Source organism: Zwartia vadi, assembly GCF_030410375.1.
Lineage (GTDB): Bacteria > Pseudomonadota > Gammaproteobacteria > Burkholderiales > Burkholderiaceae_B > Zwartia > Zwartia vadi.
Window position 1 is genome coordinate 76,253 of the sequence record NZ_JAUHHE010000010.1, and the last position, 24,495, is coordinate 100,747.

At 49.4% G+C, this 24,495-nt stretch carries 25 protein-coding genes and 1 riboswitch; of the genes, 11 read left to right on the forward strand and 14 right to left on the reverse strand.

What is annotated here, in order from left to right; genetic code table 11:
• Positions 1 to 13 precede the first annotated feature (13 nt).
• Positions 14 to 1,351: a DegT/DnrJ/EryC1/StrS family aminotransferase gene (locus QWY27_RS10085; RefSeq protein ID WP_290197290.1), complete on the reverse strand. Its 1,338-nt coding sequence runs from the start codon at positions 1,349 to 1,351 to the stop codon at positions 14 to 16.
• Between the two features lie 77 nt (positions 1,352 to 1,428).
• Here QWY27_RS10085 and QWY27_RS10090 point away from each other — a divergent pair, with 77 nt between their 5' ends.
• Positions 1,429 to 2,727, forward strand: a complete 1,299-nt coding sequence (locus QWY27_RS10090) for an MFS transporter (protein WP_290197292.1) — start codon at positions 1,429 to 1,431, stop codon at positions 2,725 to 2,727.
• A gap of 86 nt (positions 2,728 to 2,813) precedes the next feature.
• Here the strand turns inward: QWY27_RS10090 and QWY27_RS10095 are convergent, their stop codons facing one another.
• The 6 genes from QWY27_RS10095 to QWY27_RS10120 all read right to left on the reverse strand — a co-directional run bounded on the left by QWY27_RS10095 (position 2,814) and on the right by QWY27_RS10120 (position 7,347).
• Complete coding sequence (locus tag QWY27_RS10095; protein WP_290197294.1) at positions 2,814 to 4,349, reverse strand: UxaA family hydrolase; 1,536 nt, start codon at positions 4,347 to 4,349, stop codon at positions 2,814 to 2,816.
• Positions 4,350 to 4,353: 4 nt separating this feature from the next.
• The gene (locus QWY27_RS10100) at positions 4,354 to 5,343 is read right to left on the reverse strand and encodes a tripartite tricarboxylate transporter substrate binding protein (RefSeq protein ID WP_290197296.1); all 990 of its coding nucleotides are present in this window, start codon (positions 5,341 to 5,343) and stop codon (positions 4,354 to 4,356) included.
• 24 nt (positions 5,344 to 5,367) lie between these two features.
• Positions 5,368 to 6,051 (reverse strand): GntR family transcriptional regulator, encoded by a 684-nt coding sequence (locus QWY27_RS10105; RefSeq protein WP_290197297.1) that lies wholly within the window; start codon positions 6,049 to 6,051, stop codon positions 5,368 to 5,370.
• 122 nt (positions 6,052 to 6,173) lie between these two features.
• Positions 6,174 to 6,515, reverse strand: a complete 342-nt coding sequence (gene mazF, locus QWY27_RS10110; protein WP_290197299.1) for an endoribonuclease MazF — start codon at positions 6,513 to 6,515, stop codon at positions 6,174 to 6,176.
• Positions 6,515 to 6,757, reverse strand: a complete 243-nt coding sequence (locus tag QWY27_RS10115) for an AbrB/MazE/SpoVT family DNA-binding domain-containing protein (protein WP_290197300.1) — start codon at positions 6,755 to 6,757, stop codon at positions 6,515 to 6,517. Before QWY27_RS10115 ends, mazF begins: the two co-directional genes overlap by 1 nt.
• A 101-nt stretch (positions 6,758 to 6,858) precedes the next feature.
• The gene (locus QWY27_RS10120) at positions 6,859 to 7,347 is read right to left on the reverse strand and encodes a low molecular weight protein-tyrosine-phosphatase (RefSeq protein WP_290197421.1); all 489 of its coding nucleotides are present in this window, start codon (positions 7,345 to 7,347) and stop codon (positions 6,859 to 6,861) included.
• Between the two features lie 169 nt (positions 7,348 to 7,516).
• Here QWY27_RS10120 and QWY27_RS10125 point away from each other — a divergent pair, with 169 nt between their 5' ends.
• A complete protein-coding gene (locus tag QWY27_RS10125; protein ID WP_290197422.1) occupies positions 7,517 to 8,869 on the forward strand; it encodes a 3'-5' exonuclease family protein in 1,353 nt (450 codons plus the stop codon).
• 365 nt (positions 8,870 to 9,234) lie between these two features.
• Here QWY27_RS10125 and QWY27_RS10130 read toward each other — a convergent pair whose 3' ends face one another.
• On the reverse strand, positions 9,235 to 10,911 hold the full coding sequence (locus QWY27_RS10130; protein WP_290197302.1) for a nuclease-related domain-containing DEAD/DEAH box helicase: 1,677 nt from the start codon (positions 10,909 to 10,911) through the stop codon (positions 9,235 to 9,237).
• Positions 10,912 to 11,018: 107 nt separating this feature from the next.
• On the opposite strand from QWY27_RS10130, the gene QWY27_RS10135 reads away from it, so the two are divergent.
• The 4 genes from QWY27_RS10135 to QWY27_RS10150 all read left to right on the forward strand — a co-directional run bounded on the left by QWY27_RS10135 (position 11,019) and on the right by QWY27_RS10150 (position 15,853).
• Complete coding sequence (locus QWY27_RS10135) at positions 11,019 to 12,545, forward strand: DUF2779 domain-containing protein (protein WP_290197304.1); 1,527 nt, start codon at positions 11,019 to 11,021, stop codon at positions 12,543 to 12,545.
• Positions 12,546 to 12,633: 88 nt separating this feature from the next.
• Complete coding sequence (locus QWY27_RS10140; protein ID WP_290197306.1) at positions 12,634 to 12,963, forward strand: hypothetical protein; 330 nt, start codon at positions 12,634 to 12,636, stop codon at positions 12,961 to 12,963.
• A gap of 339 nt (positions 12,964 to 13,302) precedes the next feature.
• Positions 13,303 to 14,295: a Bug family tripartite tricarboxylate transporter substrate binding protein gene (locus QWY27_RS10145; protein WP_290197308.1), complete on the forward strand. Its 993-nt coding sequence runs from the start codon at positions 13,303 to 13,305 to the stop codon at positions 14,293 to 14,295.
• Positions 14,296 to 14,386: 91 nt separating this feature from the next.
• Entirely contained in the window at positions 14,387 to 15,853 is a 1,467-nt protein-coding gene (locus QWY27_RS10150; RefSeq protein WP_290197310.1) for a flavin monoamine oxidase family protein, read from the forward strand.
• Here the strand turns inward: QWY27_RS10150 and QWY27_RS10155 are convergent.
• Positions 15,850 to 16,392, reverse strand: coding sequence for an alpha/beta fold hydrolase (locus tag QWY27_RS10155; protein ID WP_290197312.1), 543 nt, complete (start codon positions 16,390 to 16,392; stop codon positions 15,850 to 15,852). The two genes, QWY27_RS10150 and QWY27_RS10155, sit on opposite strands and share 4 nt — an antisense overlap.
• Positions 16,393 to 16,435: 43 nt before the next feature.
• On the opposite strand from QWY27_RS10155, the gene QWY27_RS10160 reads away from it, so the two are divergent.
• Together QWY27_RS10160 and QWY27_RS10165 are read left to right on the forward strand one after the other, a co-directional pair.
• Positions 16,436 to 18,358 (forward strand): DUF3857 domain-containing transglutaminase family protein, encoded by a 1,923-nt coding sequence (locus tag QWY27_RS10160; protein ID WP_290197314.1) that lies wholly within the window; start codon positions 16,436 to 16,438, stop codon positions 18,356 to 18,358.
• A gap of 115 nt (positions 18,359 to 18,473) precedes the next feature.
• Positions 18,474 to 19,445: a helix-turn-helix transcriptional regulator gene (locus tag QWY27_RS10165; RefSeq protein WP_290197316.1), complete on the forward strand. Its 972-nt coding sequence runs from the start codon at positions 18,474 to 18,476 to the stop codon at positions 19,443 to 19,445.
• 82 nt (positions 19,446 to 19,527) lie between these two features.
• Here QWY27_RS10165 and QWY27_RS10170 read toward each other — a convergent pair whose 3' ends face one another.
• Positions 19,528 to 19,809, reverse strand: coding sequence for a helix-turn-helix domain-containing protein (locus tag QWY27_RS10170; protein WP_290197318.1), 282 nt, complete (start codon positions 19,807 to 19,809; stop codon positions 19,528 to 19,530).
• Positions 19,806 to 20,132, reverse strand: a complete 327-nt coding sequence (locus tag QWY27_RS10175) for a type II toxin-antitoxin system RelE/ParE family toxin (RefSeq protein ID WP_290197319.1) — start codon at positions 20,130 to 20,132, stop codon at positions 19,806 to 19,808. The genes QWY27_RS10170 and QWY27_RS10175 overlap by 4 nt, the downstream gene beginning before the upstream one ends.
• Before the next feature lie 263 nt (positions 20,133 to 20,395).
• On the opposite strand from QWY27_RS10175, the gene yghU reads away from it, so the two are divergent.
• Positions 20,396 to 21,271 carry a glutathione-dependent disulfide-bond oxidoreductase gene (gene yghU / locus QWY27_RS10180; protein WP_290197321.1) on the forward strand — a complete coding sequence of 292 codons (876 nt, stop codon included), beginning with the start codon at positions 20,396 to 20,398 and terminating at the stop codon, positions 21,269 to 21,271.
• On the opposite strand, the gene QWY27_RS10185 is transcribed toward yghU, so the two are convergent.
• Positions 21,268 to 21,903: a hypothetical protein gene (locus QWY27_RS10185; RefSeq protein ID WP_290197323.1), complete on the reverse strand. Its 636-nt coding sequence runs from the start codon at positions 21,901 to 21,903 to the stop codon at positions 21,268 to 21,270. The two genes, yghU and QWY27_RS10185, sit on opposite strands and share 4 nt — an antisense overlap.
• Positions 21,896 to 22,228: a hypothetical protein gene (locus QWY27_RS10190; protein WP_290197325.1), complete on the reverse strand. Its 333-nt coding sequence runs from the start codon at positions 22,226 to 22,228 to the stop codon at positions 21,896 to 21,898. The genes QWY27_RS10185 and QWY27_RS10190 overlap by 8 nt, the downstream gene beginning before the upstream one ends.
• A 103-nt stretch (positions 22,229 to 22,331) precedes the next feature.
• Positions 22,332 to 22,436, reverse strand: a riboswitch (SAM-I-IV-variant riboswitch).
• 174 nt (positions 22,437 to 22,610) lie between these two features.
• Between QWY27_RS10190 and QWY27_RS10195 the strand changes: the two genes are divergently transcribed.
• A complete protein-coding gene (locus tag QWY27_RS10195) occupies positions 22,611 to 23,000 on the forward strand; it encodes a helix-turn-helix domain-containing protein (RefSeq protein ID WP_290197327.1) in 390 nt (129 codons plus the stop codon).
• A 96-nt stretch (positions 23,001 to 23,096) separates the two neighbouring features.
• On the opposite strand, the gene QWY27_RS10200 is transcribed toward QWY27_RS10195, so the two are convergent.
• On the reverse strand, positions 23,097 to 23,834 hold the full coding sequence (locus QWY27_RS10200) for a hypothetical protein (protein WP_290197329.1): 738 nt from the start codon (positions 23,832 to 23,834) through the stop codon (positions 23,097 to 23,099).
• A 240-nt stretch (positions 23,835 to 24,074) separates the two neighbouring features.
• Here QWY27_RS10200 and QWY27_RS10205 point away from each other — a divergent pair, with 240 nt between their 5' ends.
• Positions 24,075 to 24,446: a hypothetical protein gene (locus QWY27_RS10205; RefSeq protein ID WP_290197331.1), complete on the forward strand. Its 372-nt coding sequence runs from the start codon at positions 24,075 to 24,077 to the stop codon at positions 24,444 to 24,446.
• The last annotated feature ends 49 nt before the right edge of the window (positions 24,447 to 24,495 follow it).

The window sequence follows — 24,495 nt, forward strand, 5'->3', positions numbered from 1 at the left end:
GCGATTTGCAGCGTTATGCCAGAACGACTCGCGCAACCTTTTTGACTGCTTCGATGATGTCTTTGATGTCTTGTTCTGAAAGCGTTGAGGCGATCGTAAGCATGGCGCCACGCTCTTGAAAATCATCGCAAACTGGGAGAGCCCCTTTTTTGTAGGAATAGTCCTTTGCAAAGGCATTGTCGGGATGCGTCCATGGAAAACCATCTCGGCTATTGGAGCGCTTGTGCACGAGACTCGGGATGTTGCTGTACCAGTGCATGCCCCACTCGCTGAGCGTGAGACAGGCCAGACTTCCGGGCGGACCAGAGATGCCTTCGGCACGCAGTGCATCAATGAAGCGTCGCGCTAGATCTGCATCGGGCAGTAGCATGAGTAAAAATGGGCCCGTATCGCCTTTGGGATCAACGATTTCACGAAAGGTGAGGCCGGGCGTTTTGCTCAAGGCTTTGCGGATGGTCCATTTAGCCTTGCGCATGGCACCCGTTATTTCCGGGAGCTTCCGCAATTGGGCAAGAGCCAGAGCACCGGGTAACTCGGCCATCCGTGCGCCCATGCCCCACAGTTGAGTGTTCTCATTGGACGAATCCAAGCGACCGGTTGGTGTGCGCGGATAGCCCAGATCGTGCAGCGCCACGATACGACTAAACAGCGCCTCGTCCTGACAGACCACCATACCGCCTTCACCAGACGTCATGTTTTTATTCAATTGAAAACTGAAGGTCGCGATATCACCAAAGCGACCAACGGGCATGCCATCGACACTCGCACCCGCGGCCTGGGCGCAATCTTCGATCAGGTAAAGATTATTTTTTTTGCATAGCGCGGCAATTTCTTTGATATGACCTGCTGTCCCGCTCATGTGCACACACAATACTGCGCGTGTTCTCGGTGTGATCTTTGCCTTTAAGTCAGACGGAGACAGACAAAAGGTTTCGTCGATATCTACTAAACGTGGAATGGCTCCGGAGCGTACAACAGCAGAGACACAACTGACCCACATATATCCCGGCACCAAGACCTCATCGCCAGGACCGATACCGAGCGCTGACATTGCAATGCTCAGTGCAGCCGTTCCGGAGGCGACTCCGAGCGCGTGTTTGTGTCCAAAGTCCTCGCACCATTCATGCTCGAGCATATCGACCATATGCTGCGCGTGCGGACCATAAAAACGAAAGGGACTGTGTGCCCTGACAACGCTTGTGACGAGTTCGAGTTCTTCTTCACCGATAAAGCTCGCACCCGGGAATTCCCAAGGCAATGGTGTTGTTCGAACGGGTATTCCGCCTTCGATTGCTAACAATCCAGATGTTGCAGTGGTGGAATTTTTTGTTGGTTTAGTTATTGTCTTCATTTTGTCCCTCCGTCCCGCTAGATGATGATGTAAATGTTGCAAGGGTGTAGACTGATTGCAACCACACATTCAAAAAAATGTTGACACTCACCACACGCATCGCTTGCTTAGTGATTTGCTTTGGCCTGTTATTCGGCTTTGGCATCTCATCGATCGCGGGCGTTTTAGAAGAGCTCGCAGCAACATTTGATTTGGATGCTAGCGGTCAAGAGTGGCTCGTGTCTACACTTATCATCGCAAGTTTTTTTGGTGCATTATTTGCTAGTCCTTTGTCATCAAAACTAGGACGCAAAACTACTATGTATATCGCTTTAGCCCTAGCATTTACCGGCTATTGCGCCTTATTACTAACGACTAATTATTCAGCTTTGATGATGATCAGAGTCGTGCTCGGGCTGTCTGTTGGATTGTCCTCAATGGTCGTGCCGATGTATGCCGCTGAGGTTACTCCCTCAGACCAGCGTGGCGCCGTCGTGTCTATTTTTCAGTTGGCGATTACAGGTGGAATTTTGATTGCCTATGCTGTTGCGTTGTTATTTATTCACACGTGGTCCTGGCAAGAGATTCTCGCACTCGGTGCAGTGCCTGCAGTGATTGCTGCTCTTTTGCTGATGCGCTTGCCGGAGAGCCCAAACTGGCTGGATTCGCGTGCTCAACACACTGCGCAGTCGCACACTCCTTTTTCACAGAGCGTGACAGCACCACTCAAGTTGTTCTCTGCACAGCATTCCATCTTGGCTGTCCTCGCGTTATGTGGCGGACTTTTCATTTTGCAAAACCTGAGTGGCATCGATGGCATCATTTATTACGCGCCTCATATTTTTCAGACTCTCGGCTTTGCGCAAGGTACGTCATCGCTTGCCGCAACCTTTGGGTTGGGGCTTGCCAATTTTCTATCGACACTTGTTGCCTTGCGTCTTGTCGATACAGCCGGACGTCGAGCGCTACTGATCTGGGGATCGGCCGCGATGGTATTTGGGATGGCCTTGGTGATTGCGGCCTCTGTTGTGACGCATGTGTGGGCAGGTTGGTTCGGGCTCGCGGGTTTGATTATTTTTATTATGGCCTTTGCAGTGAGTCTAGGACCATTGCCCTACGTCATGATGTCGGAGCTTTTTCCGACTGCCATTCGCGAAACAGGCATCGCTGTAGCGTCATCGATCAGCTGGTTATTTAACGCACTGATCGCGTTCACCTTTCTATCTGCCATGGAAAAAATTGGCCTGACTTGGTCGATGACTTTTTTTATGTCTGTTTGCGCACTGTCTCTGTTAATCAGTGTGTTGTTTGTCCCGGAGACTCGTCGAGTGTCCTTACAAACGATCGAGGAAAACGTGATGTCTGGGCAGTCTTTACGGGACCTTGGTAATCGTTAGGCCCTGATAGACCTCAATTGTTTCCGGCAAAATAGTAAAAATTCATTATTTGCCGGAAACAAAATCGACATACACCTATTGCGTCATTAACTCACAATTCCCAAATGCCAGGGGACAAACTCATTATCACCCAAGCCTAATAGTTCGCTCTTTGATTTCAAACCTGAAGCAGTCGCAAGGATATGTTCAAAAATTACTTGCCCCATTTCTTGAACAGTCAGCTCCCCATCTAGGATACGACCACAGTTAATGTCCATATCCTCTTCAAGGCGTTTGAACATGGGTGAATTGGTTGCGAGTTTGATTGTGGGGGCAGGTTTGGATCCAAACATGGATCCGCGGCCTGTCGTGAAGCAAATGATGTTTGCACCACTGGCGATTTGACCTGTCACGGCACAAGGGTCATACCCAGGTGAGTCCATAAAGACAAAACCAGATTTCTCGATCGGTTCAGCATAGTGGTAGACCTCTTGCAGAGGGGTGCTGCCACCTTTCATGGCCGATCCGAGGGACTTTTCAAATATGTTGGCCAGTCCGCCTTGCATGTTTCCTGGCGCGACCACGCCATTGAATTGACCATTATGGCCGCGCGTATATTCCTCCCACCAGCTGATCCGGTCAAGAAGCTTTTGGCCGACAACAGGTGATACTGCGCGCCGAGTCAGCATGTGCTCAACACCATGAATTTCGGGTGTTTCGGACAAAATTGCTGTTCCGCCATGTCTCACCAAAATATCCATCGCAGCGCCGAGAGCCGGATTGGCTGTGATGCCAGAAAATCCATCTGAGCCACCACATTCGAGTCCGACTTTTATGTGGCTTGCGCTGCAAGGTTCACGTGTGATGTCGTTTGCTGCAGGCAGCATAGATTGAATCGCCTTGACGCCTGCCTCGATGGTGACTCGCGTACCGCCGACCTCTTGCATCACCAAGGTTTTTAGATGCGATCCGACATTTAACTGTTGTGACTCTACAAGGTCCGCGACCTGATTACGTTCGCATCCCAAACCGACAATTAGTACACCTGCGAGGTTAGGGTGACGTGCATACCCAGCAAGCGTTCGGCGCAACACATCAAAATGCAAGCTTGGCGATGACATTCCGCATCCTGTTGTTTGTGGAAATGCCACTACGCCATCAACGTTTGGATATGCTGCGAGGCGCTCAGGCGTGAACCAGTCGGCTATTTTTCGTATGACAGTTGCAGAGCAGTTGACTGAAGAGAGGATACCAATAAAATTTCGCGTCGCGACACGACCGTCCTTGCGTTTGATCCCCATAAATGTTGCGCGCTGAGACTCAGGAACATACTCAACGGGCACTACATCACGGCCAAAGTCATGAGTATGACCAAAGTCGCTGAGCATGATGTTATGACTATGCACGTGATCACCCGCCTCGATATCACGCGTCGCTACACCAATAGGTGTGTCGTACTTGCGTACAACCGTACCTTTTGTGATTGTGCATGCAGCGATCTTGTGACCCGCTGGTACTTGCGCGCGAAGCTTGAATGACTGGTCGTTGTATGCGACTTGAGCGCCAATGGTGAGAGGCTCTCTGGCGATCAGTACGTTATCCGCAGGATGTAAGCGGATAAGCGAGGCGGGTGATGCGGTCATATGTTTAGCCTGCCAGTAGTTTTTTGAGTTGAAGTTTCTCGATCAGGATGCCTTCCTTTTTATAAACTTCCATTATGTAGGCACGATATTGATCAGGATTTAAATATAAGACCGGCGCATCAATGCGATCGCAAGCAGTTTGGAACTCTTTGCTTTTGACGGCCTTTTCCAGCGCAGCACCGAGTTTTTTGGCGACTGCAGGGTCAAGTCCAGCGGGAGCGCCCACGCCGTTGGGTGCGTCGGTGACAACCGGATAGCCCAAGTCTTTGAGTGTCGGAACATTGGGGAAGCGTTTCAGGCGTTCCTCTCCCCACGTAGCAAGCAAGCGTAGCTTGCCCGCTTCAACTTGTGGTGCCCACGCACTGGAGTCGGCCAGCATGTCGACTTGACCACCTAGCAAAGCCTGGAGCGCTGGCGCACCACCTTTGTAGGGGATATGTCGCATTTTGATACCCGCAGCCATTGCAAACTCTTCCATGCCGACATGTGTTTGCCCAGCAATGCCGGAGGTTGCATAAGTCAGTTGGTCTGGATTCTTTTTAGCGAAATCCACTAGCTCTTTCAATGTTTTGAAAGGGGATTCGGGACGCACCACAATACCAAAAGTTTGACCAGATGTTCTTGCCAGATAAGTGAAATCTTTGGCAGGATCGATCTGAGCGGAGCCAAGCTGAGAAAAGCGAGTGATTGAAAGAGGGATCTGACCGATTGTGTAACCATCTGGCTTGGCAGTTGCCAGAGCCTTGGCACCGATCATACCCGCAGCACCCGCTTTGTTTTCAACCACGACGGTTTGACCAAGTTCATTTGTCAGCGCTTGAGCGAGTGCACGCATCGTCGCGTCGGCAGTCCCACCGGGAGGCCAAGGAACAATAAAGGTAATTGGGCGAGTGGGGTAGTTATTGGCTTGTGCAAGCGCAATTTTAGGCAGCAAAGCAGTGGCGGCTAATGCCGCACCACCCAGAAGAATGTGTCGACGCTGATTGTTGCTCATTTATGTCTCCGTTTATATAGAGGTTTACAACTCAAAAAAGTCAGGATATTTTTCCCGGATTAAATCAATATTTGAAAGCGTGCCAGCCAAATGCTCGCGCACCGTTTGCTGAGCATGCATGCCATCTCCCGAGCGAATCGCATCAACAATCTTTTGATGATCATCAATGACCTTTTGTCGCTTGCCCGCCGCAGGTAAGTGAAGCCTTCTGATGCGGTCGATGTGACCGCTTTGAATTTGAAGAAGAGACCATATTTCTAGAAGATTGGCCTGCTCATACAGTACATAATGAAAATCTTTATCAGCTCGGATGAAAGGGTCAATATGGCCTTGATTGACAAGACTTTTCAAACGATCCAGCGCAGTATCAAGTGCTGCAATGACCGATTCGTTCTTTTGAATGGCAAATTCATATACGAGCTCAGTTTCTACAGACTTGCGTAAGAAATGGGCTTGCTGAGCTGCTTGGAGATCAATTTTGCTGACGCGCGTGCCAGATTGAGGAAAAATTTCTACTAGGTTTTCCTGCTCGAGCCGCATCAATGCATCCCTAATCGGTGTTTGGCTCACACCAAATTGATTCGCTAACTCATTGCGAGAGAGAGAATCGCCAGGTTTGAGCTCAACAGAAATGATCTGCTCTCTCAGCAGGTCGTATAGCTGAGGTGCAGCCTGTCGGTAGCGGTCGAGTTTGATGATATTGGGCATATTTTCAACTGATATATTAGTATAAAAGTAAAACCCTGGCTGCTTTCTAACAAGTTATCGTTTGTACTAGGTTGTCAGATCTAGGGTGTACGACGGCTCAAGATCCCAAGTTGTCTGAGAATTTACTTGATCATTAATAACGCTTTGATTTTCGCTCTGACATGGAGCATGACCATTGGTGGAACGATGGCTTTCTTTTTCGCGCGTCTGACCTTCCAGTCCAGTGACTTCACTTGATCTGATAGAACTGCGCAATCGACGCCGTCAATCTGAGTCACTACCTCAAAGGGATTGTTTTTAATTTTAGAGGTCAGCGGACAGCAGACCATGAGACCTGTTTTGCTGTTGTAGCTTGCAGGGCTGATGACAAGTGCTGGTCGGTGTCCGGCTTGTTCATGTCCTGCCTGTGGATCAAATTCTAGCCAAACGACATCGGCCGCATCTGGAACATAAACGCGCGGCATTAAAGCGCCTCTTTGCCGACGGGGGCGCCAAAGCTGACTTCACCGTGAGTATTTTTAGTATTGATGCCATCCACAAGCGTATCTAGGTCGTACTCGACTTTGTCTATTGCTGTGATGATCACTTGACCTTTTGACACCCTGAGATCCACTCTTTCTTCGAGCTGAAGTCCGGCCTCTTTTAATACGGCTGTTGTCAAGCGAAGGGCAGGGCTATTTCCCCATTTTCGAATCACTGCGTCCATGCGTGTACTCCTAACAAGTATATACATTGTAGATACATATTGTTGTTGTGACAAGCAGGTATCAGTATCTGTCAACGCAACTGCTGCTGCGCTGATTTTCTTTATGCTTTGATCTTATGCAGTGAGAATTTCATCAAACCTTCGCTGGCTTCTTCGATCAAGTCCAATACATGTTCAAACCCTTGATCCCCTCCGTAGTCAGGATCAGGTATGACAGACGCTTGAGTTGTTAGCAAAAACTCAGCCAAACTCCGAATTTTATAAAGATGTGAAGCAGGGCACATTTCTTCCAGGAGCGCACGGTTATCCCAATCCATCGTCAAAAGCAAATCGAATTCTTCAAAATCACTTTCAACAACTGGCCTAGCCCTCAAGTTTGAAAGATCGAATCCTCTTTTTAAAGCATGTTTTTGGCTTCGTTCATCTGGTGGTGCGTTAGGATGAAAACAGTGTGTGCCCGCTGAGTCAATTGTGAATTTGTGCAGGATATTTCGATCAGCAAGCTTTTTAGAAAAAACAGCTTCTGCGATAGGACTTCGGCAGATGTTGCCCATGCAAACAAACAGGACTTTGAAATGGATTTGATTCATTTTGATGTGTGTCTGGCAACCTTTAGTATGAAATTCAACTTTAGCAAGAAGAGCCATTTATAATCCCATAAATGCGACATGCATATCGACGCGATGCCAGAGCCTCAAAGAAAAAAAATCATCAAATAACAATGAACAAGACGAATTTCCCGTTCTTGCTTTCATAGACATTGAAACAACGGGTTCTAATTTCGAGCGAGATCGAATTACCGAAATTGGTATTAAAACGCTTGACAACAATGAAGTATCAGAATGGGAGACTCTTTTAGATCCAAAGACGTTCATCCCGCAAAATATCCAGCGTTTGACTGGCATTTCTCCAGCGATGTTGGCTGGTAAACCTAACTTCAATGAAATTGCCGATCAATTGAAAAATGAGCTGAACGGGAAGATTTTCGTTGCACACAATGCTAGGTTTGACTATGGCTTTATCAAGGCCTCTTTCAAAAGAATAGGTATGGATTTTCGTCCAAAGGTGTTGTGTACTGTAAAACTATCTCGCTTACTTTTTCCGCAGCAGACACGTCACAATTTAGACACCATCATTGCTGTACATAATTTAGTCGTGAGTAGTCGCCATCGCGCCATGGGCGATGCAGATTTACTTTTGCAATTTTGGCGAGTGTGTGAAGCGACTTTCGGTAAAGAGCGTCTGCTTGCCGCAGTGAACCAGTTGGTAGGAAGCGTGAGCCTTCCTCCCAATATCAACCAAGCAGTTATTGACGCTATTCCTGACACCTGCGGCTGCTACATTTTTTATGGGGAGAACAACGCACCGCTCTATATTGGTAAAAGCATCAATATGCGCACCCGTGTGATTAGCCACTTTCAAAGCGCTCTGACGGTTCGAAAAGAAATGAAGTTGTCACTACAGGTTTTCCATATTGACTGGATTGAGACTAGCGGTGAGTTAACAGCGTTGATTATTGAGTCAAAGCTAATTAAAGAGCAGATGCCGAGCATGAATATCAAGTTGCGCAAGTCGAAAGACTTAAGTGCGTGGCAATTAGTGAAGGATAACTTCGGCTTACAAAAGCCAACACTTGTGACACATAAAAATTTGCAACCGGGCTTACAAGAAAACCTTTATGGTCTTTTTTACAGTAAAAAAGAAGCGCACGGCTATTTAGCTGCTGTTGCAAAAAAATATCGCCTTTGCATGGGACTGCTAGGCATAGAGAAAGTAGAGGAGGGAAGATCTTGCTTTGGCTATCAGGTCAAACAGTGTCAGGGTGCCTGCGTAGGTGAGGTTTCTATAAACGTACATAATTTGAATCTTGAAGCTGCACTCAGCCTGTTCAAAGTTCAGGTATGGCCGTTTGATGGAGCGGTTGCCATCAAAGATGGAGATTGCATGGTGGTGGTTGATAAATGGTGCTACCTTGGCATTGCCCGTGACCATGACGAACTGTATGAGCTAGCTAGGTCTGAGTCTGCCGAATTCGATCTAGATATTTATAAAATTCTTAAGAAAGCAATATCTGGTTTGCATAAACATCAAGTGATAAAACTTGCGTACTGAGTCACACGTCCGGCTGTTGTTCAGAGTCGTCTTTGGTCAAATGATGTGCAAGAGTATTTCTAATAAACTGCTTTTCGTAATGGCGATTACGTCTGCTCTTTTTTGCTGAAGCTCGTTTGCCCAAGCGTTTATCGACCACGATACTTGATAGCGCACTGAGATCATCTAGCGTTTCGATAGTATTGGGTGAGTTTCTACGTGTCATTTCGTTTTGTCTAAGACAGAGGTAACTAGGCCGGTTAGCGCCCTTGTGACAGTGGATTTTCGTTATTTGAGAATTTAGCTGCGACCGAGGTAATTTTTACTCTGTATCCATAAAAGTTATCGGGTTGCCACATTCGTCGCACAATCACCTGCACCATTCCCTACAACACCCCCACCAACTCCCCGGCCGCCCGTTCCGTCAACACTACCTCCACCGCGATATGCGCTCTCGTTAGTCCCACAAACAATTTACGTTTCACGGCCTCATCGAGCGTCGCAAAATCCACCTCGGTCAACACGATTCCGGCAGCGCTTTGGCCTTTGAAGCGATAGACCGAGTCCACCAATAACTCGCCCTCCGTCCAGAGCGCATCCCCGGCACTCGAGTATTTACCGGTAGGGCGCCTGAGTGACCAGTCACCCAGAACAGGGGTCTGGATTAAGACCGAGTTCATCAGTCCGCGCCAGCTCACCAAGGCAATCTCAGGAAGCGCAATCCCCAGCGACAGTAGATGTTTCACCGCGGCTTCGGTTTGGCGTCGCAGCTGCGCCTCGGTTGTGTAAATGTGAAAATTTGGCACCTCACCCTCATAGGCCGAGCGTGCTTCGATAGGCGAGTCTGAGAGCTGGAGGGCGTTGAGGACCTGACAGACTTGGCGGGGTGTACGAAAATTGTCTTGACAGTGGACTGTCACCACATCCGACAGATCAAATTCGTCGCGGGGGTAGAGGCGTTGGGCAGCATCCTCCAGCAGATAAATCCGACCTTCTGGCGCTAACTGAGGCAGCAAGCTCACCACCCATTCCGGTTCAAAATCCTGGCCCTCGTCGATGATGATCAGCTGATAGCGTCCCTGCATCTCCGGAGTTGCCTCGACCGCTTCCTTATACTCGGCGCTCAGCTGATCGTACAAACCCTGGGCGCCAAAATCCGGCTCACCCACATGCCTGCGGTGATGCTCCACGCAGAGTTCATGAAAACTCGCAACTTGGGCACGCGTGGGGGCGAGCTGTGTGATGTGATCCGCCAACGCGCGGTTGTAACAAACATAGAGACTGCGTTGCGAGGCTGCGGCGGCATCTTGTAACAAACGCAAGGCCAGTTGCGTTTTACCCGAGCCAGCCGTCGCCTGGATTCTCAGCACACCCGAGGGCGTATCGATGCGCGGCACCCAAGTCGCCAGACCATCGGCCAGACGCAGGGTGGTTCCCCGCAGCTGCGCGCCCAAGACCCGCAGATCGTGCGTGACTTTGAACTGATTACGGAGAAATTGTCGCACCGCGGGGAGTGCGCTGGGATCGTGAGAGCTTCCACCGCTTCCTCCGCCTCCACCCCCACCGACACCCCCTGCACCTGCCAATGCCTCCATCACATACGAGCCCAACTGCTCAAACCTCGTCGCATCCACAATCCGCTCGGGCGGGATGCCCACCACGTGCTGATCCTCGACCCTAAAGTCTGGCAACACCAGACAGTTGGTCACCGCCGCACGCAGCCCCGCTTGTTGCAGGCGACTGACCATGGCGCCGTGCTGGACTCTGAGCTGACGACCCACGTCCTTGCTGCCTTCTTTGTACATTTTGTACATCACGCCATCGGTCAGCTCGACCGCGCCGGATTTGATTTCCAGCAACAAAATATTGCCCGTCGGTCCCAGCACCACCAGATCGATCTCTCCATGCCGGTCGCGTCCCTCGTGAACCGTGTGCCACGGCACACTATAAAAAATCTCATAGCCTTCGGATAAAGATCTCTCCAGCACACGCAGCACATCGAGTTCACGTTGCAAGCCCGTGACAGGTATCGCTGGAGGCAGGGAAGGGTAAAGGACAGCCATTAAATACTCCAGTGAAGGCAAAACACATGCAGGCGGAAAAGATTACACCACTAGAGTATTACACCCTAAGAGCTGTGTGATAATCCAAAAAGAATACGGAGAAAAATATGCGCCCACTGTCCAAGTCAAAGCTAATGGCCTATCGGCAGTGCCCCAAGCGTGTGTGGCTCGAAGTCCATCACCCGGAGCTGCGCGCAGACACTGCCGCCTCCCAGCAAAGCTTTGACATCGGACATCAAGTCGGAGAGATCGCACAGCAGTTATACGACCCCACAGGACAAGGCACCGTCATCGAGCCCTTTGCCGAGGGTATTGACGCTGCACTCGCACTGAGCCTGACTTTGCTCGACTCCCCACGACCCATATTTGAAGCAGGCTTTGCCGCCGAGGGGGCGATGGCGTTTGCAGACGTGATGCTGCCTGTACAAAATTCCCAATCCCTTCCCCCACACGCCTGGCGCATGATCGAGGTTAAATCCTCCACCTCCGTCAAGGATTACCATCGCGAAGACGTTGCCGTCCAGGCCTTTGTCGTCCGCTCGGCAGGCGTCCCCCTGACTGCCATCGCGCTCGCACATATTGATAAAACCTGGACCTATCCAGGTGGCGGAGACTATCAAGGTCTCCTCGTTGAAAACGACCTCACCGAGGAGGCCTTTGCTCGCGGCGCAGAAGTCCAGCGATGGATCGACGCCGCACAAAGCACAGTCGCTCTAACCACTGCACCCGAGATCACTATCGGCAAGCAGTGCCATGATCCTTATCCTTGTGGGTTTTACGCCTACTGTCAGAGCCAAGAACCCCAAGCCCAACATCCTATCGCCTGGCTGCCCAAGCCTTTAAGAAACGGCTTGCTCGCTCTCATCGCCTCCCAAGGCATCACAGAGCTCAGAGACGTCCCTGATCAATTGCTGAGCGACAAACAACAGCGCGTGAAAAGCGCGACCCTTGCGAACGAGGCGTATTTTGATCAAGCGAGTGCCGTACAAGCACTCGCCGCGCACCAGCTCCCTGCATATTTTCTGGACTTTGAAACCATCATGTTTGCTGTGCCTATCTGGCCGGGCACGCGACCCTATCAGCAGATCCCGTTTCAGTTCAGCGTGCATCGTCTCTCGCAGGACAGCCAACTAAATGGTCTGTCCAATACAAAGCTCACCGAGCAGGCCTTCATTGACCTCTCCGGCAACGATCCTTCAGAGGCCTTTGCTAAAGCCTTGATCGCGTCTTGTCATGAGCCCATACCGATTTTTGTGTACAACGCAGGCTTTGAGACCGCCCGTATTCGAGAGCTGGCTGACAGATTTCCGCATCTCGCCCAAGACTTGCTCGCACTCAACGCGCGCGTGGTCGATTTATTACCCATCGCACGCGATTATTACTATCACCCCAGTCAACAAGGCAGCTGGAGCATCAAAGCCGTCCTGCCCGCACTCTGTCCAGACCTCAACTACGACAAGCTCGACGGCGTCCAAGACGGCAGCATGGCGATGCGTGCATTTGTCGAAGCAATCGCAATTCAGACCACGCCCGCGCGCAAAGCCGAGATCGAGCGAGAGCTGCTCGACTACTGCAAACTCGACACCTACGCCATGGTGCGCTTATGGAGCGCATTTACCGGACAGAGCCTCTAGGTACTAGCCACGTTAGATAAGCGCTTGTTTATGCGCACTTTGACAAGGCAACGATGCATACCATGATCAATTTCATTTGAAGCTGATCATGAACATGCAAAAGACCGAATCAAAGAAACCCGCACCCAAAACAAAACCCAGAACCGCCAGCAAAGTCACGACAGGATCCTTTCCCGAAAAAGCACCCGCAACAAAGTTCGCCACCGCCTCAGCCGTTGAGCCGCCACCGGTCTATGTCGAGCAAAAGACCCGAGAAGATGAACACGCCGAAGTGATCAAAAAACTAGAAGGGGAAATAGAAGAGCTGAAAGCGATCACCGTCAAGATCCAGCAAGCAATGGATCAAAAGCTAAAGATGTATGTCAAGCTGCAGTTCGGTGCGATGGGCTTGCTGGGGATGTTTAATATATTTGGGTGAAGCAATATAAGCTAAAAGTTTTTCCGTAGTGCCATTTGAATCCAACTAACCTCCGGACGACCACTTTGATCAGGCGCTGCGATACATCTCAGTACGGTCGCCCCTAACGGTGGCGCTAGATACATTCAATCCGTACTCAGCAAAATTAAGTCAAAAGAATGAGCCCTTGACATGAGAGTTAAGTTCTAAACTTTCAAACTACCGGGAGTTCACTCTCTAAATTTTGTCATTTGCACCCACTTAGAAGTAAGATCTCTGGACGAGATGAGGGCGTCACAGGTATAAAAGCCTAGGGAGTGAGACCACTCATCTTTTATAAAAACTAAACGGGAGATCAATATGAAAAAAAACCTCTTTGCAACGCTTCGCACAGTGGGTTTAGGTAGCCTGACCGCACTGGCTTTACTGCCTCATTCATTTGCACAAGGGCAAGCTGCTAACTATCCTAACAAGCCCATCACGATTGTTGCGCCCTTTGCAGCGGGCACGCTCACGGATATTTTGACGCGTACTGTCGCAAATAAACTCTCTATCGCCTTGGGCCAACCCGTTGTCGCAGAAAATAAAACCGGTGCAGATGGCAATATTGGTGCAGCCTTTGTTGCTTCGGCACCGCCAGACGGCTATACCCTATTGGTGGGTGCGACGAGTATCGGCTCGATCAACGTGCTGCTGCATAAAAACATTAAATATGACCCACAACGTGACTTTGTTGGCATCACAAACCTGATCAGCGTGCCTAACGTACTAGTCGTGGGATCACACGTGCCTGCCAAGAATCTTAAAGAGCTCCTGGCACTCCAAAAGCAGAAGAGTTTCAATTACGGCTCAAGCGGTGCGGGCGGCAGTATGCACCTGTCCGGCGAGATCTATAAGAAAATGGCCGGTGTAGAGATGGTGCACATCCCCTACAAAGGCACAACGCCTGTGATTAACGACATTATTGGCGGTCGCGTAGAAATGATGTTCTGTAACCTGCCAGTCTGCTTGTCCTTGATCAAGTCAGGAAAGCTAACGGCTCTAGGTGTCACGTCCGCGAAGCGTTCACCGCTCTTGCCTGATGTTCCAACACTTGCAGAAGCAGGCTTGCCAGGCTTTGATGTCAGCGGCTGGTTTGGCTTGTTTGCTCCCAAAGGCACACCTCCAGATATCGTTGCCAAGCTCAATGCAGAAACAGTCAAAATCCTGAACGATCCTCAGTTTAAAGAGGAGTTCTTGAATAGAGGCGCCATTACGATCGGCGGCACCTCTGAGGAATTTACAAAATACGCAGCTGAGGAGCGCGAGCGCTGGGCCAAAATCATTGCGGATGCAAAGATTACTTTGGATTAATTGATTTTTTAGCACTCGCGATCGGGTTGGTGGCAGGTCAATAGATATGACTAGATGTACTGCAATGCAAATCAAGAGGCTTTTTCTTTGTATGCTTTTCTTTTTGCTCTCCTGCTTGAGTTTTATTTCTCAAGCAGGAGAAGTCGGTAAAAAAGATGCTTCAAAACTATTGCCAACCCTGGATTGCGAATACAGCATTGTTGGAGGTGGGCCCGCAGGCCTTTATATTGCGTACCAGTTAGGGCCTCTCTACAAAGACAAAGTGTGCGTGTTTGAAAAGGAAAATCGTCTGGGCGGGCGTATTTACGACATTGGCAAAGATCCTAATCAGGCGCAAGGACCTCTGATTGCCGTTGGTGGCCGTCGTGTGATGGAGGGTCAAGATGTTTTATTCAAACTCGCTCACGATCTCGGAATCGAGCTAGAAAAACCGAGTCTGGAGAAAGAGCTCATTTTTGCCCGCGGCCTTTATTCAACGAACCCTGATGATTTCGTTGTTTTATATCCAGGGATAGAGTTTGACCGAGCGAAGGGGGATGCACCCACCCAGCTGTTGCGACGATTGCTTGAGAGTGAGCACCGCAAGGATATCGATCAATTTCCTGATTTTAAATCTTATGCCACGCGTGTTCTTGGGAATAATGGCTATGAATATCTTCGGGATATGAGCCGTTTTAGAAGTGATTTCGAATACCCATTAAGTGCCAAAGGCTACCTTGATTTTCTGGAAGAGGACATCGATGTTTGCTGTGAGGCTTCCTACCCTGTAGGTGGGATGTCTGCCTATGTGCGAGGTCTCGCTCGCAAAGCGCAAGAAAGTGGCGTACGCATTTACCTGGAAGAGCCCGTTAAAAGTATTGATAAAGAATCAAACCGCTATTCTTTAATCACAACCAAATATCGTGTGAACAGTTCACATGTGATCATTACCGTTCCTCCAAAAGCGTTTGATCATATCCAGGGAAATATCGCACGGGCGATTCAATCACAAGCTCAATATCAATCATTAGTTGGGGTCAATGTCGTCACTGTCGCACAATGGTACGACAATCCATGGTGGCTCAATATCCGCGGGCTGAAGGACAACAAAAAAGTATGGCGCGCCTGGACAACGGATAGTTGCATTAATTCGATTGAAATACCGCAGGAGCCATACGCAGCCAATCAAAACGTGATTCGGTCTGTTTACAGCGATAGTTTTGAGTGTGTCCAGAAATGGCGAGCACTTGCTTCTGAAGGTCTTGAGTCAATTGAGCGTGAGGTTAAAAAAGGCCTTGAACATTTGTTTGCCAATAATGGCGTGACACAGCCGCTTGAAATTGGGAAAGCAAGCAAGACCTTCTACTGGGAATGGCCGGATGGCTGGTACTACATACGTGCAGGATATCCGTTTTCCACGCGTGATATTTTTAATTGGGCAGTCCAGCCTCTCGCCGGTGAAAACGTTGCCCTCGCAGGTGAGAGCTACAATCCGCAGCGCTCCACCTGGTCTGATGGTGCCTATAAGTCAGCAATACATTTATTAAATAAAAGATATGGGTTTTCAATCGCTCATTAAAGCCATTGATCCAGCAAAGCACCAACATAGGCTTTAGGGAGCATGTGTCCCGCCTCAGGTACAACTGTGACGTCCCATGCCATCAGCATTGCTAGAGCTTGAACATTCTCGGGGTTGCTTTGCCAGTCTAGTTCACCGACATGGATTTCAATTTGTTTGGCTGAATGATATTGACCGGTCTGAACCAACTCCATGAGCTGGCGGGCTCTGGGAGGGACGAAAAAGGTTTGCGATTCGCTATTTGCAAACTCTCCTACGATCGGAGAAAGCAAGAGCACTCTGCCAGGAAAGGGTTCCATCGCTGTCTGCGCGTGCAGGAAAAGGTATGCCCCGAAAGAATTGGCCACGACCATTGCATCGTTGTACCAAAAGTGCGTTTTGAGGTCTTGCGCTATAAGCTCGATTTGTTCTGCAAAACTGAGTTTCGCGAAGTCACCGTTGGTTTCTCTTCCGAATACGCTTAGACCCCTGGAGAGGAGTGCCTCTCCCAGTCCTGCGTCAAGCCGACCGCCTCGTCCGGGTAGGTAATAGATGTCCATGCGAGATTTTAGTGTTATTTGTTATCGTCGTAGTGAAGACTTTATGACGGTGAAGCTGCAGGTTCAAATTTCAATGGATGATGTGAACGCAATGTTGAAAGTTTTGGCTCTACACACCTCACATGCAGTTCGCGCACTTGGCGTATTGTTGTTTTTATCTGCCTCGGTCATGGCGCAGGAGCCTCACAAGAGTCTTTTTGCAATTGAGCGTCATATTTTTACGATCCATATGCGGGCGGATGGATCGTATGAGGAAAAAATCGAGACTGTCACGCTTGCGAAGTCTGCCGCGGCGATTGAGGCCGTCAGCCAGGACGAATTGGATTTTTATAGTGATCGCGAGACTGTAAAGGTCTTGGAGGCTTTTACTGAGTTGCCCTCAGGAGAGCGTATTCCGGTTGCTGCGGAGGCGATCAGAGTGGTCGATGAGGAGCGCTCGGATGGCGCAGCGATGTTTAGCTCTCGTAAAACTCAGGTCGTGATTTATCCAAAGATCAGTGTCGGTGCGAGGGCACACTCAACCATGCTTCGTCAAACGCATACCGCTTTGTTTCCCGGGCAGTTTATGTTTAGAAGAAGCGTGGGACCATCGGTTGAGTACGGACACTTAGAGTTCAATATTTCTCACGATCCTAGTATCCGGATATTTGCAGATAGTCGAGGTTTTGAGGGTGGACGCATGGCCGATGGGCCTGATGGCACAGTACGCTATCGCTATTCCTTCGCGCAGCCTGTGACCCGCGCGCGAGAAAGCGGACAGGTGTCCTCGGGTGATTTTGGTCCTTATGTGCATTTGTCGACCTTTGAAAATCCTTTGGCCGTGGGGCAGGCCTATGAGAAAGCCGCTGCGCCCAAAGCTGCAGTGACTCCTAATGTTCAAAAACTCGCCGACGAAATTACCTCTGGCATCAGCGACCCAAAAGAACAGGCAAGGGCGCTGTATAACTGGGTTTCTCAGGAGATTCGTTACGTTGCTATCTTTTTAGGTTCTGGTGGTGTGGTGCCTAATCAGGCTGATCATGTCATACGCAATCGCTATGGTGACTGCAAGGATAAGACCACGCTATTGATAGCCATGCTCGCAGCCAAAGGCATTCAGGCATCGACTGCGATGGTTAATTCTGGAGCAGCTTTTACGATCCCCCGTCTGGGTTCAGTGAGTCCTTTTAATCACGTGATCGCCTACCTTCCGCAATGGGATTTGTATCTTGACCCGACAGTGGAACTTGCGCCTTTTGGGGTGTTGCCAACCAGTGTCATGGACAAGCCAACGGTTCTCACGGCTCTTAATCGTGAGGGACGCACCCCTAGTCTAGACGCCTCAACAAACTGGATTAAATCGCTCACGAAGATTCAGATCAAAGCGGATGGGCAGATCACGGGTTCCTCATATTCTGAGTATGCAGGTCAATCGGACTACAACGCGCGATTGTCTTTTGTTGATCATGACGACGAATACAAAGAAAAATTTGTGCAATCTCGTTTAATGGGAAATCGACAGTCGGGCGTGGGGCATTTCACCCCGTCTGAGGCGCGAGATTTGAATGCACCATTCACTAATCAAAGCACGTTTACACTCGATCCAGTGACGAATTTTCCGGGACCGGGGGCGCTCAGTGTCCCTGTAGGTCTCACACCAACCCTGATTGCTCGCTTAAGCTTCAACAGACCTCAGGCGAGTGTGCTGTTTCCTTTTGTTTGCCGCTCCTATCGCTACGAGGAAACGTACGAGGTCGAGTTACCTGCTGAGGCACGGATCACGAGGATCCCGCAAGATGTGTCATTCAGTGAGGCGGGTTTGTTTTATCAGGCAACCTATCGTCAAAGCGGACAAGTCGTGACTGCTAAACGAGTATTACAGGCTCAACGTCCCAGCATGGTTTGCCAACCCGATGATCATCAAGTCATACGGCGTTTGCACCCTGTGGTCCAGAGAGACATACGTGGACAGATTTTTTATGATTAGGACCCTTTGCAAGTCTCACCTGGTGAGTCACCCAGAAGCGGAAAATTGTTACCACCAAATGGGCTAATATAAACTTAACGGCCGTATTGCAACGTTCGATTGGTGGATAAAAACAATGGATCGCACGGAACGGTTCTATAAGATTCAAGCCATGCTCATGGCTAAGCCTTTTGTCACGATGAAGCGCATGCAAGAAGCGCTTGAGGTATCACGTGCGACCTTGAACCGCGATCTGGCATATATGCGCGATCGACTCAATATTCCTTTTGCATGGAATCCAGCTTTACGCGGTTATGCACTGACGCGTCAGCAGTCATCAGATAAAACGTTTGAGTTGCCCGGAGTATGGTTTAGTCAGCAAGAGATTTACTCCTTGCTGACAATGATTGAATTAATTTCAAAGCTAGAGCCCGGAGGTTTGTTATTGCCTCATCTCACGCCCTTTAAGCATCGACTCGAGGGCTTGCTGGACGAAGGGACTGGAAGCTCAAAAGAGGTGATCAGTCGGATTCGAATCCTACCGATGGCCCAACGCCAAGTATCAGGCGAATATTTTCAGATCATTACTCACGCATTGGTACAACGTAAGCGTCTGGAGATTAAACATTTTGCGCGTCAATCAGGCCAGAACACTGAGCGCCAAATCTCTCCTCAGCGTCTGGTGTACTACCGTGATAATTGGTATTTAGATGCTTACTGTCATTTGCGTGAGGGATTGCGTAGCTTTGCACTCGATGCGATCAATGATGTTCGGTTAAAAGAAAAGCCAGCTCAAGCTGTGACTGAGACTGAACTACGTGAGATATTTGAATCGAGCTATGGGATTTTTTCAGGGAAAAACAAACAAGTCGCTAAACTGAAATTCACCCCATTCAGAGCGCAGTGGGTCGCACGCGAAGTCTGGCATCCAGAGCAGGTGGGGCAAGTGCACGCTGATGGCAGCTATACCCTGGAAGTTCCTTACGGAGAAGACTGGGAGTTGATTCAGGATATCTTGCGTCAGGGTGTGGATGTCAAGGTGCTAGCACCAGCATCGTTGAAAAATAAAGTTAAAGAGATGTTAAAGATTATGTTGGCTCAATATTGATGCCTACATCAAGGCACCACCTCATAATCCTGATGATGCTGCAGACGCTCAATTAGAAGTAGTGACCTGAATGGGTTTTAGTTCAGGCTGCTTGCAATTCCATGTGGACGCGTCTGCCTGTTGCGGTTGCAATATTGACAAGCGCATCAAGAGAAAACCTTGAAACACGACCGCGTAACAAATCATTCATTCTCGGCTGTGTGACGCCACAACGCGCGGCAGCCTCTGCCTGTGTCCAGCCGTTTGCTTTGACCAACTCCGATATTTGCATCATCAATTCTGCGCGAGCACGCAAGTTTGCGGCTTGCTCTGGTGTATCAGCTATGGCATCCCAAACGCTTTTGTAGGATTCTGTTTTTTTCATTTTTTGCTCCTTGTCAAATCAATCCATCTTGTTTTAGCGATATCAATATCTTTTTTGGATGTAGCAGATGTTTTCTTTTGGAAAGCATGCAAAACATAGATGATTTCTTGAAGCCTTGCTGTGTAGATAACGCGATAGGTGCCGCTGTCATCCCAGATGCGAAGTTCTTTTACTCCTTTGCCAATTGTTGGCATTGGTTTGAAATCATCAGGCTGAAGTCCGTTTTGTATCTTATCTAGCTGATAGCCTGCATCCTGCTTTGCATCCTCAGGAAATTCTCGCAGGCGTTTGAGGGAGTCACCGAGAAAAGAAACAGATTTCATTTGATGATTATACTGGTTTGGATATAAATTGACAATACTCTCTTTGCAAACATGCCATGCAACATACTTTTCTGCGTGTCACCCTCGTGCTTATGCTGGATTGAATGAGTATGTTCTGAGACTGCTGTCCGGTTAATGATATTTTGAACGCTCGGTTCGGAGAACTAATTTTTGTAATAAATTGTTTTTTGATCATATAAACAGCTAGGATTGTTCCTGATAACGAGGCTTGGCCTAACCAGACAACCAGAGTGAAGAAACCTATGACAGATTCTAAAGATTACGTACCCCCCAAAGTTTGGACTTGGGAGCAACCCAACGGCGGTGCTTTTGCGAGCATTAATCGGCCGATCGCCGGGCCGACGCACGACAAAGAACTACCAGTTGGCAAGCACCCTTTGCAACTGTATTCGTTGGGCACACCTAATGGCGTGAAGGTCACGATCTTGCTCGAAGAGTTGCTGGCGCAGGGCCACGTAGGCGCTGAATATGATGCCTGGCTCATCAACATCCGTGACGGCGACCAGTTCGGCTCGGGTTTCGTCGATGTCAACCCAAACTCAAAAATTCCAGCGCTGATTGACCGTAGTGGCGCGCAACCGGTGCGCGTGTTTGAATCCGGCGCGATCTTGCTCTACCTGTCTGATAAGTTTCAGGCTTTTCTGCCCAAAGCGGGTGCCGCCCGCACCGAGGCTTTGAACTGGCTGTTCTGGCAAATGGGTAGCGCGCCTTATGTGGGCGGCGGATTTGGTCATTTCTACGCGTATGCGCCAGCCAAGTTTCAATACGCCATTGATCGTTTCACGATGGAAACCAAGCGCCAGCTTGACGTCCTTGATCGTCGTCTGGCTGTTAGTGAATACTTGGGTGGGGATCAATATACGATTGCCGATATTGCGGTGTTTCCATGGTACGGCGGGTTGGTGAAAGGGTGGTTATATGGGGCGGCCGAGTTTTTGAGCGTGCAAGACTATAAGCATGTTCAACGCTGGGTCGAGACTGTTTACAGTCGGCCCGCAGTTAAGCGCGGGCGCATGGTCAACCGTATGCATGGCGAGCCATCAGAACAACTGCGTGAACGCCACGACGCCAGTGACTTTGACACTAAAACGCAAGACAAGATTCAACCTTCAAGCTAGGTCTCGTCTTCATTTTCACGTTTTGGAAATCTCTCTAGCACCATCTCCCTGACCGTTTGATCAAAGCATGGATAGAACTCGGACTCGGCTGAAAAAAAGCCGAGCATCCCCTCCACATCATCATCAAAATTGACCTCTAGGCAATCCATTAAGCTCCAGGCTGTGATGAAAAAATCGATCATTTCACCCATGGTGAGCGGTTTGGTGGAGGTTCGCTTAGAGGGTTCTTGAAGAGTTTCGCCCTCGTACTCGTCCACGACCCTATAGTGGATGCGTTGTCCGACTGGCCGAGCGTAGAGTACTGAAACGTCATAGGTCGTGGACCGAAGACTGATTCGTGCGATTTCGACTTCATTGAATTTGATCTTCGGGAGGTATTCGCCGCCCATAAACATGGGATGCAGGCTACCGAGTATTTGTCGGTCGAGTGTATCGAGCTCTGGGGTAGTGACAAAGTCGGGTAGGGTGTCGGTCTCGCCAGTTTCCAGTGCATCCTTGATCAATGCCCGTCGAACCCGACCTTTTACGCTACTCAGTAGCTGAGCCTGCAAGTCATAGCGTCCAAAATAGTCACGTGGACGGTATTCCAAGGCGCTCACGGGGATAGGTTTGTTGGCGGTGGCTTTAGACATGATTGTGCTCCTCAGTGGAGACTGCGATCCATTTAGGCGGAAAGTCGTCGCCAATTCGTGTGAAGCGAATGGTTGGGATCTGTTTAAAAGGACCCGCCCACATATCGGCGATGGCCACAAACTGCTCGATGTCTAAACCGCTTTGTTCGATCTCCTCGATCATCTCTCCTAATCCCGCACTGCTCATTGATACGAGGCGATACAAGTACGCATCACCCGTGCTCAGGGTATATTGCCGCTCAAAGGTCTTACAGCTGCCTGGGTAATGGGCGGCGATATCGGCTTTGCGAATAAATGCCGACAAAAATAGCACGTGCACAGTCATAACGATCTCCTGTTTAGCCAGTTTGGCAATACGCCCGGGTTGGCAAGTTGGATATAAATCCCCCGTACAAAACAAAAAGCCCTCTTCACTAGAAGAGGGCTGACGCATCCCGCTTGGTTACCGTTTCCGGTCACATTGCCTTTCGGCGGTCCACCTTGCCCGGGAGGGCAGGTTGGCATGGGCGTCAGCCCAAATCTGAATGTCTGTAAAAGATTTTACTAGATTGATTAAATGTTGGGTAGTCTGGTTAAAGTGAAGTTTGGAATTTTCGTAACAGATGATCTTGGCATTCACTCACATGGGTGTGCGCGGTTGGGTTAACATTAAAAACAAATAGATATTAACTTTATTTATTATTAGCTAATATCTATGTATGCCAAAGATGCCTCAAGCACTTTTAATGTTTCCTCCACTCGTGCAGTCGCACTTGCGTCAGCTTGGCGAGGATCTGACCATTGCGCGCAAGCGACGTGGTGAGTCCCGTCGTCAGTGGGCAGAACGAATCGGAGTGTCAGAGCCCACCCTGATGCGTATTGAAAAAGGAGACCCTTCCGTGGCACTGGGGATCTACGCTTCGGCGCTTTGGCTAATCGGTCGCTCCAGCGAATTGGCCAAAATTGCCGCCCCTGAGTTTGATCTGGGTGCGCTGGAGTTGAGTATCAATATTGCTAAAAAACGCTCCGTGCGCAAGCCTATTTCTCTCGAAAATCGGCTTCAGAAAAAGGCACAACCATGTCCGTCGCTTTGCCATATCAACCGACAGACGAAATGAGCCTCTGGTGGTTGGATCAGCCCGATTCTCCAGCGCAGATCGACCGTCCGTTTCTGCGGCAGCAGTGGCTTGCTTGGTAGGCTGAAAGAGCACTGACTACTTCGCAATCCTCATCACGCATTGTCCAAAGGCTTCGGTTTGGGGTTTGATGCCAAGCTCTACGCATTGGTTTTTAGCGGCATCGAGTGAAACGGGTGCAACAGGTGTATTGGCGGTTGCTGCAGTGGCCGCGGGTGGGGCTGTCGCCTGTGGTGAGCTTGATGGTGAGATTGCCGTATTAGTGGCAACCGTACCTGCTGACGTGAGTGTCAACGTTTCTGTGGTGGTCACGCCCGCGGGCGTGACGCTGGTTTGGGTTACTCCAGGTGGAGCACCAGCAGGTGTGGCGGTGGTGTGAGTGGTGGCATGTCCTTCGGTGTAGCCTACTTTGGTCATTTGTCCCATCATGACTTGAATCATATTGGGGTAGTCATAGGCTGCGCCTGAGGCATGGTCAATCGCGACACCGATTATGCCGCCAAAGAAAAAGTTACCGACCATGCCTGGTTTGACGATCGAGGTCACGGAGGCTCGCCCGGGTTCCAGGCCGGGCTTGTTACAGGTAACCAATAGATCATCATTGGAGCGTTGGATTTGTACAGATCCGGGCGAGGTGAGAAACCATTTGCCTTTGGCATTGACGAGCTCGCAAGCCGCACCGGAGACTTGTGCGGTTTCTTGTCTGGTTTCAACGGACACGCTTTGTTGTGTGCCTCCAGTGATTGAGGCACAACCGCCAAGCAGCAGCGACGCTGCGAGTATTGCTAAAAGGGATAACAGTCTTGATCCGTTCATGATGAGGCCTTTATTTTTGTCATTGTGAGAAATCAGGTCAGAACAAGCTTAGGTAACCCAGTGTCTCACAGGATGCTACTTTGTATTCAAAATAATTATCTTTTTTAAAATGACAAAAGATCCGGCTTGACGCATCCAGGTAGTTATTAACAATTCTGTTACCAAATTCATGGTGATAAAGCACTTTTACGCATAGAGAACGCTCATAATCATGTCTATGATTTTGAGATGGAAAAACGCATGCTCACCGTTGAATTTGCCGTCGATCAACACACCAAAATTTGCGAACGACTTGATCGCTCCATGACGCAACTTTGCCAAGCAATGGCGGATTTGCGTGTGCAGATGATTCAGGGGCAAGCCGAGTTGCGGCATGAAATTGCTGCTGTACAGGCTGATCTTCGCAAAGAGATCGCATTTGTGCAGACCGACCTTCGTAAGGAGATTGCATTTGTGCAGACCGACCTGCGCCAAGAAATCGCTCGAAGTAACGCTGATTTACACAAGTTTTTTGAGCGTAAATTTATGTGGCTGATGACTGCATATTGCGGAGGTATGTTTACCTTGCTAGGTTTTTTGGGCAAGTATCTGCTTGATAGCTATGCAAGGTAATTTGAGCGTGAATGAGCTTGCGACATGAAGCTTCCTTAAGATATTTGCA

What these genes read in the sequence shown, in the direction of transcription:
- QWY27_RS10085 (WP_290197290.1), bottom strand. Translation starts at nt 1,351, where the DNA reads ATGAAGACAATAACTAAACCAACAAAAAATTCCACCACTGCAACATCT.
- QWY27_RS10090 (WP_290197292.1), top strand. Translation starts at nt 1,429, where the DNA reads ATGTTGACACTCACCACACGCATCGCTTGCTTAGTGATTTGCTTTGGC.
- QWY27_RS10095 (WP_290197294.1), bottom strand. Translation starts at nt 4,349, where the DNA reads ATGACCGCATCACCCGCCTCGCTTATCCGCTTACATCCTGCGGATAAC.
- QWY27_RS10100 (WP_290197296.1), bottom strand. Translation starts at nt 5,343, where the DNA reads ATGAGCAACAATCAGCGTCGACACATTCTTCTGGGTGGTGCGGCATTA.
- QWY27_RS10105 (WP_290197297.1), bottom strand. Translation starts at nt 6,051, where the DNA reads ATGCCCAATATCATCAAACTCGACCGCTACCGACAGGCTGCACCTCAG.
- mazF (WP_290197299.1), bottom strand. Translation starts at nt 6,515, where the DNA reads ATGCCGCGCGTTTATGTTCCAGATGCGGCCGATGTCGTTTGGCTAGAA.
- QWY27_RS10115 (WP_290197300.1), bottom strand. Translation starts at nt 6,757, where the DNA reads ATGGACGCAGTGATTCGAAAATGGGGAAATAGCCCTGCCCTTCGCTTG.
- QWY27_RS10120 (WP_290197421.1), bottom strand. Translation starts at nt 7,347, where the DNA reads ATGAATCAAATCCATTTCAAAGTCCTGTTTGTTTGCATGGGCAACATC.
- QWY27_RS10130 (WP_290197302.1), bottom strand. Translation starts at nt 10,911, where the DNA reads ATGGCTGTCCTTTACCCTTCCCTGCCTCCAGCGATACCTGTCACGGGC.
- QWY27_RS10135 (WP_290197304.1), top strand. Translation starts at nt 11,019, where the DNA reads ATGCGCCCACTGTCCAAGTCAAAGCTAATGGCCTATCGGCAGTGCCCC.
- QWY27_RS10140 (WP_290197306.1), top strand. Translation starts at nt 12,634, where the DNA reads ATGAACATGCAAAAGACCGAATCAAAGAAACCCGCACCCAAAACAAAA.
- QWY27_RS10145 (WP_290197308.1), top strand. Translation starts at nt 13,303, where the DNA reads ATGAAAAAAAACCTCTTTGCAACGCTTCGCACAGTGGGTTTAGGTAGC.
- QWY27_RS10150 (WP_290197310.1), top strand. Translation starts at nt 14,387, where the DNA reads ATGCTTTTCTTTTTGCTCTCCTGCTTGAGTTTTATTTCTCAAGCAGGA.
- QWY27_RS10155 (WP_290197312.1), bottom strand. Translation starts at nt 16,392, where the DNA reads ATGGACATCTATTACCTACCCGGACGAGGCGGTCGGCTTGACGCAGGA.
- QWY27_RS10160 (WP_290197314.1), top strand. Translation starts at nt 16,436, where the DNA reads ATGACGGTGAAGCTGCAGGTTCAAATTTCAATGGATGATGTGAACGCA.
- QWY27_RS10165 (WP_290197316.1), top strand. Translation starts at nt 18,474, where the DNA reads ATGGATCGCACGGAACGGTTCTATAAGATTCAAGCCATGCTCATGGCT.
- QWY27_RS10170 (WP_290197318.1), bottom strand. Translation starts at nt 19,809, where the DNA reads ATGAAAAAAACAGAATCCTACAAAAGCGTTTGGGATGCCATAGCTGAT.
- QWY27_RS10175 (WP_290197319.1), bottom strand. Translation starts at nt 20,132, where the DNA reads ATGAAATCTGTTTCTTTTCTCGGTGACTCCCTCAAACGCCTGCGAGAA.
- yghU (WP_290197321.1), top strand. Translation starts at nt 20,396, where the DNA reads ATGACAGATTCTAAAGATTACGTACCCCCCAAAGTTTGGACTTGGGAG.
- QWY27_RS10185 (WP_290197323.1), bottom strand. Translation starts at nt 21,903, where the DNA reads ATGTCTAAAGCCACCGCCAACAAACCTATCCCCGTGAGCGCCTTGGAA.
- QWY27_RS10190 (WP_290197325.1), bottom strand. Translation starts at nt 22,228, where the DNA reads ATGACTGTGCACGTGCTATTTTTGTCGGCATTTATTCGCAAAGCCGAT.
- QWY27_RS10195 (WP_290197327.1), top strand. Translation starts at nt 22,611, where the DNA reads ATGCCTCAAGCACTTTTAATGTTTCCTCCACTCGTGCAGTCGCACTTG.
- QWY27_RS10200 (WP_290197329.1), bottom strand. Translation starts at nt 23,834, where the DNA reads ATGAACGGATCAAGACTGTTATCCCTTTTAGCAATACTCGCAGCGTCG.
- QWY27_RS10205 (WP_290197331.1), top strand. Translation starts at nt 24,075, where the DNA reads ATGCTCACCGTTGAATTTGCCGTCGATCAACACACCAAAATTTGCGAA.